This is a genomic window from Streptomyces sp. NPDC058864 (assembly GCF_042742985.1).
Taxonomy (GTDB): Bacteria; Actinomycetota; Actinomycetes; order Streptomycetales; family Streptomycetaceae; genus Actinacidiphila.
This window is the reverse complement of the sequence record NZ_JBHYMQ010000014.1, coordinates 1-15,572: the sequence shown is the minus strand read 5'-3', so window position 1 is coordinate 15,572 and position 15,572 is coordinate 1. Positions and strand designations below refer to the sequence as shown.

The window sequence follows — 15,572 nt, the reverse complement described above, 5'->3', positions numbered from 1 at the left end:
GGAGCCGCGGCGCGGCCCCCTGCCGCGCGTCAGGCCGCGCGACCGCTGCGGTACGCACGGGGCGAGCTCCCCGTCACCTCCTTGAAGGCCGTGCTGAGCGCGCTCTCCGAGCCGTAGCCGACCGCCTGGGCGATGACGGCGAGGGTCTCGGTGCCCTTGCGCAGGCGCTGCGAGGCGAGTTCGATGCGCCACCGCCTGAGGTAGTCGAGCGGTGGGCAGCCCACGGTCCGCTTGAACCGCTCGGCGAGCGTCGACCGGGAGACCCCGCTGGTCCTGGCGAGTTCGGCGACCGTCCAGCCGTGCGCCGGCGCGCCGTGCAGCGCCGCCAGGGCGGGTGCCACGACGGGGTCGGCCAGGCCCGCGGGCCAGCCCGACGCGCCGTGGGACGTGCGCGCGAGGTGCAGGCGCAGCACGTGGACCAGCATGACGACGGCCAGGTGTTCCGCCACGAGTGCGGAGGCCACGGGCCGCAGCAGCAGTTCCTGCCCGATCTCTTCCAGCGCCCACCGCACGGTCCCGGCGTGGGCCGTCCCGGCGGGCACGTGGATCACCGGCGGCAGCGCGTCCAGCAGCAGGGCCCCCGCGCGGTCGCCGAAGGAGAAGCGGCCGCCGACGAGCAGGACGTCCTCCCCGCGGCCGGCCCTGGCGAAGCCGCCCTCCGCCGCGGCGAACAGCGGCCCGGCGTCGACCGGGACCACGCCGGGAGCGCTGCGCAGCACGAACGGCCGGGCCCGGGTGAGCAGGAAGCAGTCGCCCGCGGCCAGCTCCACCGGCCGGTCCGTCCCCTCGACCTCCAGGAGGCACCTGCCGTGCCGGACCGCGTTGAACTTCACCCCGGACGGCGCCCCGAAGCGCACGGCCCACTCGCCGCCCGCCACGAGGCCCGTCGAGAGATGGGCCCTGGTCTCCAGCAGCGCCAGCACGTCCTCCAGCGGGTCCATCCATGCCTCCCGGGCCTCTGGACGATGAATCAAGTTTTCCGGAGTTTTCGTTATGGAGAATACGTGAGGCCGTCCATAGCCTGGCTCGAGTACCAGCCGTTCCTCCCCCGAGAAGGTCCCCCGTGCTCGACCACCCCCTTCTGCAGACGCCCTTCTCCTCCCACGCCACGGCCTCCGAGGTCATCGGCGGAGCCGACCTCACCGGCCGGCGCGCCCTGGTCACCGGCGGCGCCTCCGGCATCGGCCTCGAAACGGTCCGGGCCCTGGCCGCGGCCGGCGCGGACGTCACGGTCGCCACGCGCGACCCCGCCGCCGCGGCACCCGCACTCCAAGGGCTCGCCGGCACGTCCCCGGCAGGCTCGGTCGACGTACGTGCCCTCGACCTGGCCGACCTCGCGTCCGTCGCGCGTTTCGCGCGCGGCTGGAGCGGCCCGCTCGACATCCTCGTCGCCAACGCCGGGATCATGGCCCTCCCCACCCGCCACGTCACCGAGCAGGGGTGGGAGCTGCAGCTCGCCACCAACCACCTCGGGCACTTCGCGCTCGCCACGGCACTCCGCCCCGAGATGCGGGCGGCGGGGTCGGCACGGCTGGTGGTCGTCAGCTCCGGCGCCCACCGGAACGCCGCGTTCGACTTCGCCGACCCCCACTTCGAGCGGCGCCCCTACGACCCCTGGACGGCCTACGCGCAGTCCAAGACCGCCGACGTCCTGCTCGCGGTCGGCGCCGCCCGCCGGTGGGCCGCCGACGGCATCACGGCCAACGCGCTCAACCCGGGATGGATCCTCGGCACCAACCTCCAGCGCCACATCGACGACGCCACGATGCGGGCGATGGGCGTGACGGACGAGGACGGCGCGGTCGTCCCGCAGCCCTACCACAAGACCGCCGAGCAGGGCGCCGCCACGTCGGTGCTGCTCGCGGCCTCGCCGCTGCTCGACGGGGTCACCGGACGCTACTTCGAGGACAACCAGGAGGCACCGGTCGTCGACGGCGGCGAGGAGCGCCCCGGCGGCGTCGCCGCGCACGCCGTGGACCCGGTCGCGGCGGACCGCCTCTGGGACCGCGCCGTGTGCGCCCTGCGGATGTGACCTTCCGCCCGGGGCCTCTCCTCCCGGTGCGGCCCGCGCACGGTTCCGCTCCGTACGTCCTGACCGCCCGCGGGGCAGGTCACGCCGCCGCGGCGCCCTCGGGGGCCGCGGCACGGGCCTTGCGGCCCTCGTACCAGAGGGCCGTGCCCGTCACCAGCGCGCCCACGCCCTCCCACACGCCGACCCCGAGGAAGCCGGACGGCGCCCGGCCGATCACCACGGCGGTGGTGAAGACGGTGAAGGTCAGCAGCCGGAACGGGACCGTCCAGCGGAAGAAGGCGCGCCAGTCGGCGAGGGCCGCCAGGACGTAGTAGACGCCCATGTTGAGCGCCGCCATCGAGGAAGCCGTGAGGAAGACAAGGGTGTAGTCGCCGGCCGCGCGGTGGTCCGGCCGGTGGAAGCCGAGCAGGGACAGCTGTACGGCGGGCGAGACGATCCCGACGATGCCGAGCGCCGCGGCGAGCAGACCGAAGACGGCCATGGTCCAGCCGGAAAGGGAACGGGGGAGACGCACCGGTCCTCCAAGTTTGGGGGCGGCGGCTTCGGCGCCCCAACTCCCATGATCCTAGGGGATGTTCAGGCCGACTCCCGCCGTACCAGCTCCGTCGGGAGGATCACCCCGGACGGCTCGTCGCCGGCGATGCGGGCGAGCAGCAGCCGCACCATCTCGGCACTGATCCGGTCCCACGGCTGACGGATTGTGGTCAGCGGCGGCAGCGTGGCCAGCGCCGCGGGGGAGTCGTCGAAGCCGCCGACCGCGACGTCCTCCGGGACCCGCCGCCCGGCCCGTTCCAGCGCCGCCAGCGCGCCCTGGGCCATCAGGTCGGAGGCGACGAAGACCGCGTCGAGGCCGGGGGCGCGGTCCAGCAGCGCGGCCATCGCCGCCTCCCCGCTGGCCCGGCTGTAGTCGCCCTCGGCGACCAGCGACCCGTCGGCGGGCAGCCCCGCGGCCGCCAGTTCCTCGCGGTAGCCCGCCAGCCGCTGGACGCCGCCGGGGGTGTCCAGCGGCCCGGTGATCATGGCGATGCCGCGTCGCCCGGAGGCCACGAGGTGCCGCACCATCCGGTGCGCGCCGCCCCGCTCGTCGGCCGCCACGTACGCGACCCGGCCGCCCTGGCCCAGCGGCTCCCCGCACGCGACGACCGGGACCCCGGCCTCCTCCAGCCGCTCGGCGACCGGGTTGCCCGAGTGGCTGGACACCAGCAGCACGCCGTCGACGTGCCCGGCGGTGATGTAGCGGGTTATCCGCCGCCGCTCGGGCTCGTCGCCGGCGATCATCAGCAGCAGCGGTATGTCGTGCGCGGCCAGCGCCTGGGTGCAGCCGCTGAGCAGCACGTTGAAGTTCGGGTCCTCGAAGAAGCGCTCCTGCGGCTCGGTGAGCAGGAAGCCCACCGAGTCCGACCGCCCGGTGATCAGGCTGCGGGCGTGCCGGTTCACCACGTAGCCGGTGCGGCGGATGGCGGCGTTGACCGCCTCCATCGCGGCCGGGCTCACGTTGTGCCCGCCGTTGAGGACGCGCGACACCGTGCCCCGTGACACGCCCGCCTCGCGGGCCACGTCGTGGATCGTCGGGGGACGGCGTCGTTCTGTGCGGCTCATACCGTTCTTCCTTCGGGGGCTCCTCAGGACTTTACGGCCCCGGAGAGCAGGTCCAGGCTCCAGAACCGCTGGATGACCAGGAACAGCGCGATCAGCGGCATTATCGCCAGCATCGCACCGGTGATCACCAGCGTGTAGAGGGCGGGCGCCGAGGCGCCCTGCTGGAGGAGGGTGAACAGGCCGAGCGTCACCGGGAACTTCTCGTCGTCGCCGAGCATGATGAACGGCAGCAGGAAGTTGTTCCAGATCGCCACGAACTGGAAGAGGAAGACCGTCACCAGCCCCGGCAGCATCACCGGCAGCGCGATCGTGCGGAAGATCCGCCACTCCCGCGCCCCGTCCACCCGGGCCGCCTCCACCAGCTCGTCCGGTACGGCGGCCGAGGCGTAGATCCGCGCCAGGTAGATGCCGTACGGCGCCAGCACGCTCGGCAGCAGCACCGACAGGTAGCTGTCGGCCAGACCCGCCTTCGCCATCAGCAGGTACTGCGGGATCGCCAGGATGACCGGCGGCATCAGCACCCCCGTCAGCAGCACGTTGAAGATCGCCTCGCGGCCCCGGAAGCGGTACTTCGCCAGCGCGTAGCCGCTCATCGCGGAGACCGCGGTGGACAGCAGTGCCCCGAAGCCCGCGTAGAAGAGGGAGTTGAGCATCCACCGCCAGTAGACGCCGTCGCGGTACGCCGTCAGCGCGGAGAGGTTGTCCGCCAGACCGGTGCCGGGCAGGAAGGTGAACGTCGCGAACAGCTCGCGGCTGCTCTTCGTCGACGCCACCAGCACCCATGCCACCGGCAGCAGGCAGTAGGCCGCGCCGAGCAGCAGCACGACGGTCGGGACCAGGCCGGCCCCGCGGCGCCGCCGCGGCGCCGCGGCGCGGGCCGCCGCAGGGGCGCCGGGCCGCCGGTCGAGGGGGGTTGCGGTGACGCTCATCAGGAGGCCCCCTGCCGGGTACGGGAGTTGGCCGCCCGCAGGAAGCCGAAGGACAGGACGAGGGTGGCGACGGCGAGGACCACCGACGTGGCCGCCGCCGAGTGGAGGTCGCCGCGGACGAAGGCGTCCTGGTAGACCTTCATCAGCGGGCTCCAGGTGGTGGAGATCGAGTTGGTCATCCCCTTCAGGGTCATCGGCTCACCGAAGACCTGGAAGGTCGCGATCATCGAGAAGAAGAAGGTCAGCACGAGCGCCGGGGCCACCGTGGGGATCTTGACCCGCAGCGCGATCTGCAGCTCCGAGCAGCCGTCGATCCGCGCGGCCTCGTAGATCTCGGCGGGCACCGCCCGCAGCGACGTGTAGATCACGATCATGTTGAAGCCGGTGCCGCCCCACACGGCGACGTTCGCCAGCGCGCCGAACAGCGCGCCGCCGTTCAGCAGGTCGGGCTCCGGCAGGCCCAGCGTGCCCAGCGCGTAGTGGACCGGGCTGAGCGAGGGCAGGTACAGGAAGCCCCACAGCAGCGCCGCGACCACCCCGGGCACGGCGTACGGCAGGAAGATCGCCAGGCGCGAGAAGCCGCGCAGGCGGGTCCGCCGGGCGTCCAGCATCAGCGCGAACAGCAGGGCGAGACCCAGCATCACCGGGACCACGATCGCGCCGTAGCCGAGGATGCGGGCGGCGCCGTGCAGGAGCTCGGTGTCGGACAGCACGGAGGTGTAGTTGGACAGCCCCGCCCAGGCCTCTCGGCGGGCACCCCTGCCCAGGCCCAGGCCCTTGACCTCGATCCTGCGGAAGCTGAGGTAGACGGCGTAGCCGATGGGGAGTGCGAAGGTCGCGGCGAACAGGACGACGGCGGGGACGAGGAATCCGTAGGGGGCGACGCGTCGGGTGCGCCGGGCGGCGGTCGGCGAGGGCGGCATGGGCGGCTCGATTCGGACGGGACGGGGAAGGACGGGCAGGTGACCGGGGGCGCGTGGTGCCCCCGGCCGGCCTGAGGGGCTGCCGCGCGCTACTCCGCGACCGGGAAGCCCTGCTTCTTCATGTCGGCGACCGTCGTCGACTGCACGGCGCCCAGCGCCGGGCCGAAGCCCGACTTGTCCTGGGCCGCCTTGCCGAAGGCGTCCTTGAACGCGCTGTAGGCGACGTTCACGTTCGGGCCCCATGCACCCGGGGCGGTGGTCTTCGCGATCTCGGCGGCCTTGGCGTAGAAGTCCGGCTGACCGGCGAAGAACTCCGGTGCCTGGGCGAGCGCGTCGCCGGTCTGGGCGGCCGTCGCCGCCGGGTAGATGCCGCCGTTCCTCACCAGGGCCGTCACGGCCTCCGGGTCGGTGTTGAGCCAGGTCGCGAACTTCACCGCCGCGTCCTTGTGCTTGGAGTCGTTGGAGACGCCGGTCGTGGAACCGCCCCAGCTGCCCGTGACGTGGTCACCCGCGTTCCACTGCGGCAGCGGCGCCATGGCCCACTTGCCCTTGGTGTCGGGGGCCGCCGTCGTCAGCACGCCCGGTGCCCACACGGCGCTGACCCAGGCGATCTGCGTGCCGGTGTTGAGCGCCTTGTTCCACGCGGGGGTGTACATCGGCTGGTTGTCGATGACGCCCTCCTTGACCAGGCCGCCCCAGAAGTCGGCGACCTTGGTGGAGGCGGCGTCGTCGATGGCGACCTTCCACGTGTCCCCGCCGGTGGTCCACCACTTCGCGCCCGCCTGCTGCGACAGGCCCGCGAACAGGCCGGGGTCGGTCGCGGAGAAGGTGGTCAGTGCCTTCTTCGGGTCCTTCTTCTTCAGGGCGCGGGCGGTGGCGGCGAACTCGTCCCACGTCGTGGGCACGCTCAGGCCGTACTTCGTGAACAGGTCCTTGCGGTAGTAGAACATCAGCGGCCCGGTGTCCTGCGGGATCGCGTACACCGCGTCGGAGCCGAGGGTCACCTGCTGCCACACGCCCGCGGCGAAGTCCTTCTCCGTGCCGCCCGCCTGCCCGGATATGTCGGCCAGGACGTCGTTGCTCACCAGGGTGGGGAGGGCCTGGAACTCGGCCTGCACCAGGTCGGGCGCCTTGTGCGCCTTCGCCGCGGTGATGATCTTGGTGACCAGGTCGTCGCCCGACGCCTGCTTCTTCACCGTGACCGTGATGCCGGCCTCCTTGCCGGGGCCGGCGTTCCAGATCGCGGCGACCTTGTCCAGACCCGGGGCCCAGGCCCAGTACGTGAGGCTGACCGGTCCGGACTCCGCCTTGCCTCCGTCCCCGCCGTCGTCCGACGAACCGCAGCCGGCCAGCAGCGTGGTGGAGAGCGCGGCCGCTGCGAAGGCGGCGACGAGGCGCTTGTTCATGGGTTCCTCCCCTGACGAGGGTGCGCGGGGGCGCTGTGAGCGTTCACAGTAGAGAAACATCTCCGACACTTGTCAATGCCTGTGGCCCTGCGGTTACCTTGGCCGAGCTGCCCCGCATGAGGCTGTGCACGTTCCCAGAATTGACCCAGGAGATCCCATGGCGCGCCTTGCCTACGGTGGCGACTACAACCCGGAGCAGTGGCCCGAGGAGGTCTGGCAGGAGGACGTCCGGCTGATGCGCGAGGCCGGCGTGACCATGGTCAGTGTCGGCATCTTCGCCTGGTCGAAGCTGGAGCCCGAGCCCGGCCGCTACGACTTCGGCTGGCTGGACCGGCTTCTGGACCTCCTGCACGAGAACGGCATCCGCGCGGACCTCGGCACCCCCACCGTCGTGCCGCCCGCCTGGTTCTACGCCGCCCATCCCGAGGCGCTCCCGGTCAGCCGCGAGGGCGTCCGCTACGGCTTCGGCTCGCGCGGCGCCATCTGCCACAGCTCCGCCGCCTACCGCGCGGCCGCCGCCCGGATCACCGAGCGGCTGGCCGAGCGCTACGGCCGGCATCCCGCCCTCGCCCTGTGGCACGTCCACAACGAGTACGGCGTACCGGTCGGCGCCTGCTACTGCGAGGCGTCCGCCGAGGAGTTCCGGCAGTGGCTGCGGGCCCGCCACGGCACCCTCGACGCCCTCAACGCCGCATGGGGCACCGCCTTCTGGGGCCAGACCTACGGCGACTGGGCGCACGTCGACGCCCCGCGGCTGACCCCCACCGTCGCCAACCCGGCGCAGCAGCTCGACTACGCCCGCTTCACGGACGAGACCGTCCGCGGCAACTTCACCGCCGAACGCGACATCCTGCACCGGCTGTCACCGGGCGTCCCGGTCACCACCAACTTCATGACCGCGCTCAGCCAGTGCGACTCCATGGACTACTGGGCCTGGGGCCGCGAGGTCGACCTCGTCACCAACGACCACTACCTGATCACCGACGGCCGCCGCACCCACGTCAACCTGGCCATGGCCGCCGACCTCACCCGCTCCGTCGCCGGCGGCGCCCCCTGGCTGCTGCTGGAGCACTCCACCAGCGGCGTCAACTGGCAGCGCCGCAACCCCGCCAAGGCCCCCGGCCAGATGGCCCGCAACAGCCTCGCCCACGTGGCCCGCGGCTCGGAGGGCGCCCTGTTCTTCCAGTGGCGGCAGTCCCGCTACGGCGCCGAGAAGTTCCACTCCGCGATGCTGCCGCACGCCGGCACCGACAGCCGGGTCTGGCGGGAGGTCGTCCGGCTGGGCGCCGACGTCGCCGCCCTCGCCGAGGTCGCCGGCACCCGGACCGTCGCGGACGCCGCCGTGGTGTGGGACTGGCAGTCCTGGTGGGCACAGAAGCTGGAGTGGCGGCCCAGCCAGGACCACGACGCGCGCGAGCGCGCCGACAGCTGGTACGAGGCCCTGTTCGACCGCCACCTGACCGTCGACTTCGCCCGCCCCGACGTCGATCTGTCGGCATATCCCCTTGTCGTCGTCCCCGCGCTCTACCTCACCACCGAGGCTGCCGGACGGAATCTGCGGGCCTACGTCGAGGGCGGCGGCACGCTGCTGGTCTCCTACTTCTCCGGCGTCGTCGACGAGCACGACACCGTCCACCCGGGCCCCGTGCCCGGCGCGCTGCGGGACGTGCTCGGGCTGACGGTCGAGGAGTTCGCGCCGCTGCTCGACGGGGAAAGGGTCCGGCTCGACGGCCCCGAGGGCTCCGAGGGCCCCGCGCTCACCGGCGACCTGTGGACCGAGGTCGTCGTGCCGCGCGGCGCCGAGCCGGTGTGGACGTACGCCGACGGCCCGGCCGCCGGCCTCGCCGCCGTCACCCGGCACGCCCTGGGGGCCGGCACGGCCTGGTACGTCTCCACCCGGCTCGGCCCCGCGGAGCTCGGCGCGGTCCTGGCCGCCGCGGCGGCGGACGCGGGCCTGCCGGACCGGGCCGAACTGCCGCGTGACGTCGAGGTCGTCCGCCGCACCGGTGAGCAGGGCACGTACCTCTTCGTGATCAACCACACCGGGTCCGAGGCGAAGGTGCCCCTCGACGCGCCGGGCACGGAACTGCTCACCGGGGAACGCGTCGTCGGCCGGCTCAGCGTGCCGCCGGGCGCGGTCCGGGTGCTCAGGGAGGAGTCCTGAGCGGCCGGCTCAGAGGCGGCGGGTCGCCATCGTGAGGCGGTCGCGCGCGTCGAAGAGGGCGTCCTTGATCAGCTGCTCGTGGGCCGGGGTCAGCCGGGCCACCGGCACCGAGCAGCTGATCGCGTCCCGGGCGGGCGTGCGGTAGGGGACGGCCACACCGAAGCAGCGCAGGCCGAGCGTGTTCTCCTCGCGGTCCACGGCGTATCCCTGCTCGCGGATCTGGTGCAGCTCCGCGATCAGCTTCTCGCGGTCGGTGTGGGTGTGCTCGGTGAGCGGCTCCAGCGTCTCCGGCAGCAGCTTGCGGACCTGCTCGTCGGTGTACGTGGCGAGCAGCGCCTTGCCCAGCGAGGTGGAGTGGGCCGGCAGCCGGCGGCCGACCCGGGTGAACGGCCGCAGGTAGTGAGAGGACTGACGGGTCGCCAGGTAGACGACGCTGGTGCCGTCGAGGCGGGCCAGGTGGATCGTCTCGCTGGTGTCGTCCGAGAGCCGGTCCAGGGTCGGGCGGGCCGCGGCCACGACCTCGTCGCCGTCGATGTACGAGGTGCCGACCAGCAGGGCGCGCACGCCGATGCCGTAGCGGGTGCCGGTGGCGTCCGTCTCGATCCAGCCCAGCTCCACGAGCGTGCGCAACAGCATGTACAGGCTGGACTTGGGGTAGCCGACGGCCTCCTGCACGGCGGCCAGGCTGTGCATGCCGGGCTGCCCGGCGAAGAACTCCAGCAGCTCCACCGTCCGCACCGCGGATTTGACCTGGGCCCCGCCCTCACCTGCAGCCATCTGGAGTGGACCCCTCTTGTTCGGCCGGGACCCGCGCAAGTAGGCTCCCGAACAGATTCACAGTTGCGGATGCTGTTCAGCATATCGAACGAAAGGCCTGGAGGTACCCGCGGTGGCCGTACCAGTGTGGAGCGTCGATCCCCGAACCGGGAAGCAGCGGGAGCAGGTCGCCGTCGAAGCCACCGCCGAGGAGGTCGACGCCGTGGTGCGCGCCGCCGCCGCGGCCGTCCCGGCGCTCGCCGACCGCGAGGTGCGGGCCCGGCTGCTGCGCACCGCGGCCGACTTCCTCGAGGAGGCCGGCCCCCGCATCCTGGAGGCCGCCGACGCGGAGACCGCCCTCGGTCCGGCTCGCCTCACCGGTGAACTCGGACGCACCGCCTACCAGCTGAGGGCCTTCGCCGAGATCGTCGAGGAGGGCGCCTTCCTCGACGTCATCATCGACCACGCCGACGCGACGCTCGCCCCGCCCCGGCCCGACCTGCGGCGCTACAAGATCCCGCTCGGCGTCGTGGCCGTCTACTCCGCCAGCAACTTCCCGCTCGCGTTCTCCGTCCCCGGCGGCGACACCGCCAGCGCGCTCGCGGCGGGCTGCCCCGTCGTCGTCAAGGCCCACCCCGACCACCCGGCGACGAGCGAGCTCTGCGCGGACGCGCTGCGCCGCGCCGCCGTCGAGGTCGGGCTGCCCGCGGACGTCGTCTCGGTGGTCCACGGCTTCCAGGCCGGCATCGACCTCATCAAGCACCCGCTGGTCTCCGCCGCCGGGTTCACCGGCTCCGTACGGGGCGGGCGCGCCCTCTTCGACGCCGCCGCGGCACGACCGGTGCCGATCCCGTTCCACGGCGAACTCGGCAGCCTCAACCCGGTCGTCATCACGCAGGCCGCGGCCGAGGAGCGCGCCGAGCAGATCGGCGCGGGACTCGCCGGGTCCATGACGCTCGGCGTCGGCCAGTTCTGCGTCAAGCCCGGCCTCGTACTGGCCCCGGCGGGAGAGGCGGGCGACCGCCTCCTCAAGTCCCTGGCGGCCTCGGTGGGCGACGTCGCCCCGGGCACGCTGCTCGACGCCCGCATGCGCGACAACTTCATCGCGGGCGTGCGCGAACTGACGGCGCTCCCGGAGGTGGAGGCGCCGGTCGAGCCCGGCGACGGCGGCGAGCACCTGGTGCGCGCCGGCTTCGTCTCCGTCCCGGCCGCCCGGCTGGCGGAGGGCGGCGAGCACGACGCGCTGCTGGAGGAGCACTTCGGGCCGGTCACGGTCGTCGCGCGGTACGCCACCGCGCAGGAGGTCGAGGGGGTGCTCGGGCGGCTCCCCGGGAACCTCACGGCGACGGCGCACCTGAGCGAGGCCGAGGCGTCCGGCGCCGACGAGGACGCCTCCGGTGCGGAACTGCTGCGCCGGCTCACCCCGCTGGCGGGGCGCGTCGTGGTGAACGGCTGGCCCACGGGGGTCGCGGTGGCCCCGGCCATGCACCACGGGGGGCCGTACCCGGCCACGACCTCGACGTCCACGTCGGTGGGCGGGACGGCGATCGAGCGGTGGCTGCGGCCCGTTGTCTACCAGGACGCGCCGGAGGGGTTGCTTCCGGCGGAGCTGCGGGACGGGAACCCGTTGGGGTTGCCGCGCCGCTTCAACGGTCACCGCGAGGCCTGACGGGGTCTTCCCGGGGCCGTCCGCGCGGGCCGGTTGTCGTGTGCGGGTGGGTTGTGGTTGCGGTTGGGGTTCTTTTCCCCGCCGCCCTCCCGTTGCCCCGGTCGGTCAGTGACCGCCTCGCTGCGTGCGTTGGGGGTCGGTGGCGCGCCGGCGCACGTCCTCAGCGCTCGCGGATTTGCCGGGTCGTTGCGTCACCGGCATCACCGCTCGTCGCTTCCGGGCGCACCCCGCCACACCCCCTCCTGTCGTATGGGCGCATGACGGCCGGTGGGGGGGGTCAGACAGGCGTCCGGGGTCACCCCGGTTCGCCTTCTCACCCCCCACCGGGCGTTGGTCGCTGGACCGGCGGAGGGGGTGGGGTCGTAGGGGTGGGCGTTCTGGACGCTGACGTGTATTTGTTGTGCGGCAGAGCGGTGCCGAACCCGGACCGCCCGCCATGCACATAAATATGCGGTACAGAATGCCCACCCCGGAGGCCCCGCCCCCGGCCCACCAACGAACAGGGCGCAGACCCGGACCAATCGTCCCGGGGCCACGGGCGGGCGGGCGGGGAAAAACCGCAACCGCAACCACAACGGACCCGCGCACAATGACGCGGCACCCCGGAGGGCTACCGCACGGGCGCGAAGTCGCGCGCCCCGATGAACTCGGGCCGCCGCACGGGCGCCGCGAACGGCTCGACGGCCGCGTTGTCCACGCTGTTGAAGACGATGAAGACGTTGCTGCGCGGGTACGGCGTGATGTTGTCCCCCGAGCCGTGCATGCTGTTGCAGTCGAACCACACCGCGGACCCGGGCGGCCCGGTGAAGAGCCGGATGCCGTGCCGGCCCGCCAGTTCCGTGAGGGCCGCGTCGGAGGGCGTGCCCGCGTCCTGCATCTGGAGGGACTTCCTGTAGTTGTCCTCCGGGGTCGCGCCCGCGCAGCCGAGGAACGTCCGGTGCGAGCCCGGCATGATCATCAGGCCGCCGTTGGTGTCGTGGTTCTCGGTCAGCGCGATCGAGACCGAGACCGCGCGCATCCGGGGCAGCCCGTCCTCGGCGTGCCAGGTCTCGAAGTCGGAGTGCCAGTAGAAGCCGGAGGCGCCGAAGCCCGGCTTGACGTTGATCCGGCTCTGGTGGACGTAGACGTCGGAGCCGAGGATCTGGCGGGCGCGGCCGACCACACGGGGGTCGCGGACCAGTTCGGCGAAGACCGGGCTGATCTTGTGGACCTCGAAGACCGAGCGGATGTCCTGGGAGGCGGGCTCCACGATGGAGCGCTCGTCCGCGCGCACCGCCGGGTCGGCGCAGAGCCGCTCCAGCTCGGCGTGGCAGCGGGCCACGTCCTCGGGCCCGATGATCGCGTCCACGGGCAGGAAGCCGTCACGGTCGAAGTCCCGGAGTCCGGACGGCTGGATCGGTCCGGTCGTGCCGGGTCCGCCCCAGACGACCGGGTCCTGACGTGGGGTCAGCACTTCCGCCGTGCCGCGGGTGGGGTAGAGGTCGGTGATGGGGCCGTTCGTCGTCGCGGTGGTCATCGGTGGTCACGCTCCCTCGGTGAGCAGGGGGTAGACGCCGTTCTCGTCGTGCACCTCGCGCCCGGTGACGGGCGGGTTGAAGACGCAGACGAAGCGCAGGTCGGTCTCGGGGCGCATGGTGTGCCGTTCGTGGCCGTCGAGCAGGTAGAGGGTGCCGGGGGAGATCCGGTGCCTCTCGCCGGTCTCGTCGTCGGTGAGCTCGCCCTCGCCCGCGACGCACAGCACCGCCTCGATGTGGTTGGCGTACCACATAGAGGTCTCGGTCCCCGCGTACATCACGGTCTCGTGCAGCGAGAAGCCCACGCGGTCGCCGGCGAGGACGATGCGCTTGCTGCGCCAGGTGCCGGTCTCGGCGGTGACATCGCGGTCGGTGCCCTCGATGTCCTTCAGGGATCGCACGATCACGGTGGGACGGTTCCTTTCGTCAGGCGGTCTCGCGGACGGAGCGGGCGAGGGTGCGCAGCCCCTCGTCGAGCTCCTCGGGGGTGATGGTCAGGGCGGGCAGCAGCTTGACGACCTCGCCGCGGGGGCCGGAGGTCTCCAGCAGCAGGCCCAGTTCGAAGGCGCGGGCGCACACCCGGGAGGCCCGCCCGGGGTCGGCGAACTCCAGGCCCCAGACGAGGCCGCGGCCGCGGTACCGGGCGCCGGAGCGCGTGTGTTCGGCGCAGATCTCGCGCAGCACGGCCTCGGTCTGCTCGCCGCGCCGCAGGGTCTGCTTCTCCATGCTCCCGCCGTCCGCCCAGTACGTGTCGAGGGCGGCGGTGGCGGTGACGAACGCCGGGTTGTGGCCGCGGAAGGTGCCGTTGTGCTCGCCCGGTTCCCAGATGTCGAGTTCGGGGCGGAAGAGGGTCAGCGACATCGGCATGCCGTAGCCGCCGATCGACTTGGAGAGGGTGATCACGTCCGGCACGATGCCCGCCTCCTCGAAGGAGAAGAACGGGCCGGTGCGGCCGCACCCCATCTGGATGTCGTCGACGATCAGCAGCATGTCGCGGCGCCGGCACAGGTCGGCCAGGCCGCGCAGCCACTCGGGGCGGGCGACGTTGATGCCGCCCTCGCCCTGGATGGTCTCGACGATCACGGCGGCGGGCTGGTTGAGGCCGGAGCCCTGGTCCTCCAGCAGCCGCTCGAACCACAGGAAGTCGGGGACGCGGCCGTCGAGGTAGTTGTCGAAGGGCATCGGGGTGCCGTGCACCAGGGGGACGCCGGCGCCGGCCCGCTTCATCGAGTTGCCGGTGACGGCGAGCGCGCCCAGCGACATGCCGTGGAAGGCGTTGGTGAAGGACACCACCGACTCACGGCCCTTGACCTTGCGGGCCAGCTTCAGCGCCGCCTCGACGGCGTTGGTGCCGGTGGGTCCCGGGAACATCACCTTGTGGTCCATGCCGCGCGGGCGCAGCACGACGTCCTGGAAGCGTTCCAGGAAGGCGCGCTTGGCGGTGGTGCTCATGTCCAGGCCGTGCGTGATGCCGTCGCGCTCCAGGTAGTCGAGCAGGGCGCGTTTGAGAACGGGGTTGTTGTGCCCGTAGTTGAGGGCGCCGGCGCCGGAGAAGAAGTCGAGGTGGTCGTGGCCGTCCTCGTCGAAGAGGCGGCTGCCCTGCGCGCGGTCGAAGACGGCGGGCCAGCCGCGGCAGTAGCTGCGGACCTCGGACTCGAGGGTCTCGAAGACGGACATGGCGGGCGGGGTGATGGTCACCGTGCATTCCTTCTGTGGGGGAGGAGGAGTCGTGCGGGGACGGCCGGGTCAGACGAGGGGCCCGATGCGGTAGAGGACTTCGGGCTGGTGACCGTCGGGGAACAGCGGCGCGTCGAAGAGCACCTCGCGCTCGGTCCGCGCTCCGTGGCGGGCGCCGAAGGAGGTGAACAGGCGGTGCGAGGCCTCGTTGTCCGGGGTGATCGTGGTCTCGACCTCGCGCACTCCGGACGCGGCGGCCCGTTGCGCGAGGTCGTCGAGCATGGCGGCCGCGAGCCCCCGGCCGCGGTGCGCCCCGTCCACGGCGACCTGCCAGACGACGAGGGTGCGGGGGCGCTCCGGGCGGACGTAGCCGGTCACGAAGCCGATCGGTTCGCCGTGCTCCGTACGCGCCACCACGGTGGTGCCGGCGAAGTCCCTGCACCACAGGAGGTAGCTGTAGGGGGAGTTCAGGTCCAGGGTCCGGGAATCGCGGGCAATGCGCCACAGTGCGGCGCCGTCCTCGATTGCCGGGGTGTCGAGCAGCAATTCCCTAGCGACGGTCATGCGGAAACAACGTAGCGGGCGGAATTTCTTATTGCATGCCACACGGGCCTTGTGATGGGCGGGTGTTGCTGATATCAGGCGCGCGGATGCCGTGAGGAAGGGGTGATTTGCCCGGATATTGGGGGACGGAACGGCGTCCTTGTGGGCTCGGTCACATCCTCGGAATCATCACGTGCTGTCGATGAAATCTTGGCGTTTGGAGCCGTGATCCCCGGGCAGGAGTTCAATGCGGAATACCCTCGCCGATGCTCCGGAGAATTCCCCGGAATTTCTCAGCCGTCACGTCGCGCATGGAATTCCGGGTATCGCTGAAAAGGGGCCGCCCGAGCCGTTCGCGAC

The 15,572-nt window shown here is 72.4% G+C and carries 14 protein-coding genes; 3 read left to right on the top strand and 11 right to left on the bottom strand.

What is annotated here, in order from left to right; genetic code table 11:
- Positions 1-29: 29 nt before the first annotated feature.
- Entirely contained in the window at positions 30-941 is a 912-nt protein-coding gene (locus tag ACFW3D_RS13465; RefSeq protein ID WP_500504259.1) for an AraC family transcriptional regulator, read from the bottom strand.
- A 122-nt stretch (positions 942-1,063) separates the two neighbouring features.
- Between ACFW3D_RS13465 and ACFW3D_RS13460 the strand changes: the two genes are divergently transcribed.
- Positions 1,064-2,032, top strand: coding sequence for an SDR family NAD(P)-dependent oxidoreductase (locus tag ACFW3D_RS13460; protein ID WP_500504258.1), 969 nt, complete (start codon positions 1,064-1,066; stop codon positions 2,030-2,032).
- A 79-nt stretch (positions 2,033-2,111) separates the two neighbouring features.
- Here ACFW3D_RS13460 and ACFW3D_RS13455 read toward each other — a convergent pair whose 3' ends face one another.
- The 5 genes from ACFW3D_RS13455 to ACFW3D_RS13435 all read right to left on the bottom strand — a co-directional run bounded on the left by ACFW3D_RS13455 (position 2,112) and on the right by ACFW3D_RS13435 (position 6,889).
- Positions 2,112-2,513 (bottom strand): hypothetical protein, encoded by a 402-nt coding sequence (locus ACFW3D_RS13455; protein ID WP_500504391.1) that lies wholly within the window; start codon positions 2,511-2,513, stop codon positions 2,112-2,114.
- Between the two features lie 95 nt (positions 2,514-2,608).
- Positions 2,609-3,631 (bottom strand): LacI family DNA-binding transcriptional regulator, encoded by a 1,023-nt coding sequence (locus ACFW3D_RS13450; protein ID WP_500504256.1) that lies wholly within the window; start codon positions 3,629-3,631, stop codon positions 2,609-2,611.
- A 23-nt stretch (positions 3,632-3,654) separates the two neighbouring features.
- Complete coding sequence (locus ACFW3D_RS13445) at positions 3,655-4,560, bottom strand: carbohydrate ABC transporter permease (protein WP_500504255.1); 906 nt, start codon at positions 4,558-4,560, stop codon at positions 3,655-3,657.
- Positions 4,560-5,483, bottom strand: a complete 924-nt coding sequence (locus ACFW3D_RS13440) for a carbohydrate ABC transporter permease (protein WP_500504254.1) — start codon at positions 5,481-5,483, stop codon at positions 4,560-4,562. The genes ACFW3D_RS13445 and ACFW3D_RS13440 overlap by 1 nt, the downstream gene beginning before the upstream one ends.
- Positions 5,484-5,572: 89 nt before the next feature.
- A complete protein-coding gene (locus ACFW3D_RS13435; protein ID WP_500504253.1) occupies positions 5,573-6,889 on the bottom strand; it encodes an ABC transporter substrate-binding protein in 1,317 nt (438 codons plus the stop codon).
- A 157-nt stretch (positions 6,890-7,046) separates the two neighbouring features.
- On the opposite strand from ACFW3D_RS13435, the gene ACFW3D_RS13430 reads away from it, so the two are divergent.
- Entirely contained in the window at positions 7,047-9,053 is a 2,007-nt protein-coding gene (locus tag ACFW3D_RS13430) for a beta-galactosidase (protein ID WP_500504252.1), read from the top strand.
- Between the two features lie 9 nt (positions 9,054-9,062).
- On the opposite strand, the gene ACFW3D_RS13425 is transcribed toward ACFW3D_RS13430, so the two are convergent.
- The gene (locus ACFW3D_RS13425) at positions 9,063-9,830 is read right to left on the bottom strand and encodes an IclR family transcriptional regulator (RefSeq protein ID WP_500504251.1); all 768 of its coding nucleotides are present in this window, start codon (positions 9,828-9,830) and stop codon (positions 9,063-9,065) included.
- Between the two features lie 112 nt (positions 9,831-9,942).
- Between ACFW3D_RS13425 and ACFW3D_RS13420 the strand changes: the two genes are divergently transcribed.
- Positions 9,943-11,478 carry an aldehyde dehydrogenase (NADP(+)) gene (locus ACFW3D_RS13420; protein ID WP_500504249.1) on the top strand — a complete coding sequence of 512 codons (1,536 nt, stop codon included), beginning with the start codon at positions 9,943-9,945 and terminating at the stop codon, positions 11,476-11,478.
- Positions 11,479-12,088: 610 nt separating this feature from the next.
- On the opposite strand, the gene thpD is transcribed toward ACFW3D_RS13420, so the two are convergent.
- The 4 genes from thpD to ectA are packed head-to-tail and all read right to left on the bottom strand — an operon-like array spanning position 12,089 to position 15,233.
- Positions 12,089-12,994, bottom strand: coding sequence for an ectoine hydroxylase (gene thpD / locus ACFW3D_RS13415; RefSeq protein WP_500504248.1), 906 nt, complete (start codon positions 12,992-12,994; stop codon positions 12,089-12,091).
- 6 nt (positions 12,995-13,000) lie between these two features.
- Positions 13,001-13,399: an ectoine synthase gene (locus ACFW3D_RS13410; protein ID WP_500504247.1), complete on the bottom strand. Its 399-nt coding sequence runs from the start codon at positions 13,397-13,399 to the stop codon at positions 13,001-13,003.
- 19 nt (positions 13,400-13,418) lie between these two features.
- Entirely contained in the window at positions 13,419-14,690 is a 1,272-nt protein-coding gene (gene ectB / locus ACFW3D_RS13405) for a diaminobutyrate--2-oxoglutarate transaminase (protein ID WP_500504246.1), read from the bottom strand.
- Positions 14,691-14,738: 48 nt separating this feature from the next.
- On the bottom strand, positions 14,739-15,233 hold the full coding sequence (ectA, locus tag ACFW3D_RS13400; RefSeq protein WP_500504245.1) for a diaminobutyrate acetyltransferase: 495 nt from the start codon (positions 15,231-15,233) through the stop codon (positions 14,739-14,741).
- Positions 15,234-15,572: the final 339 nt, after the last annotated feature.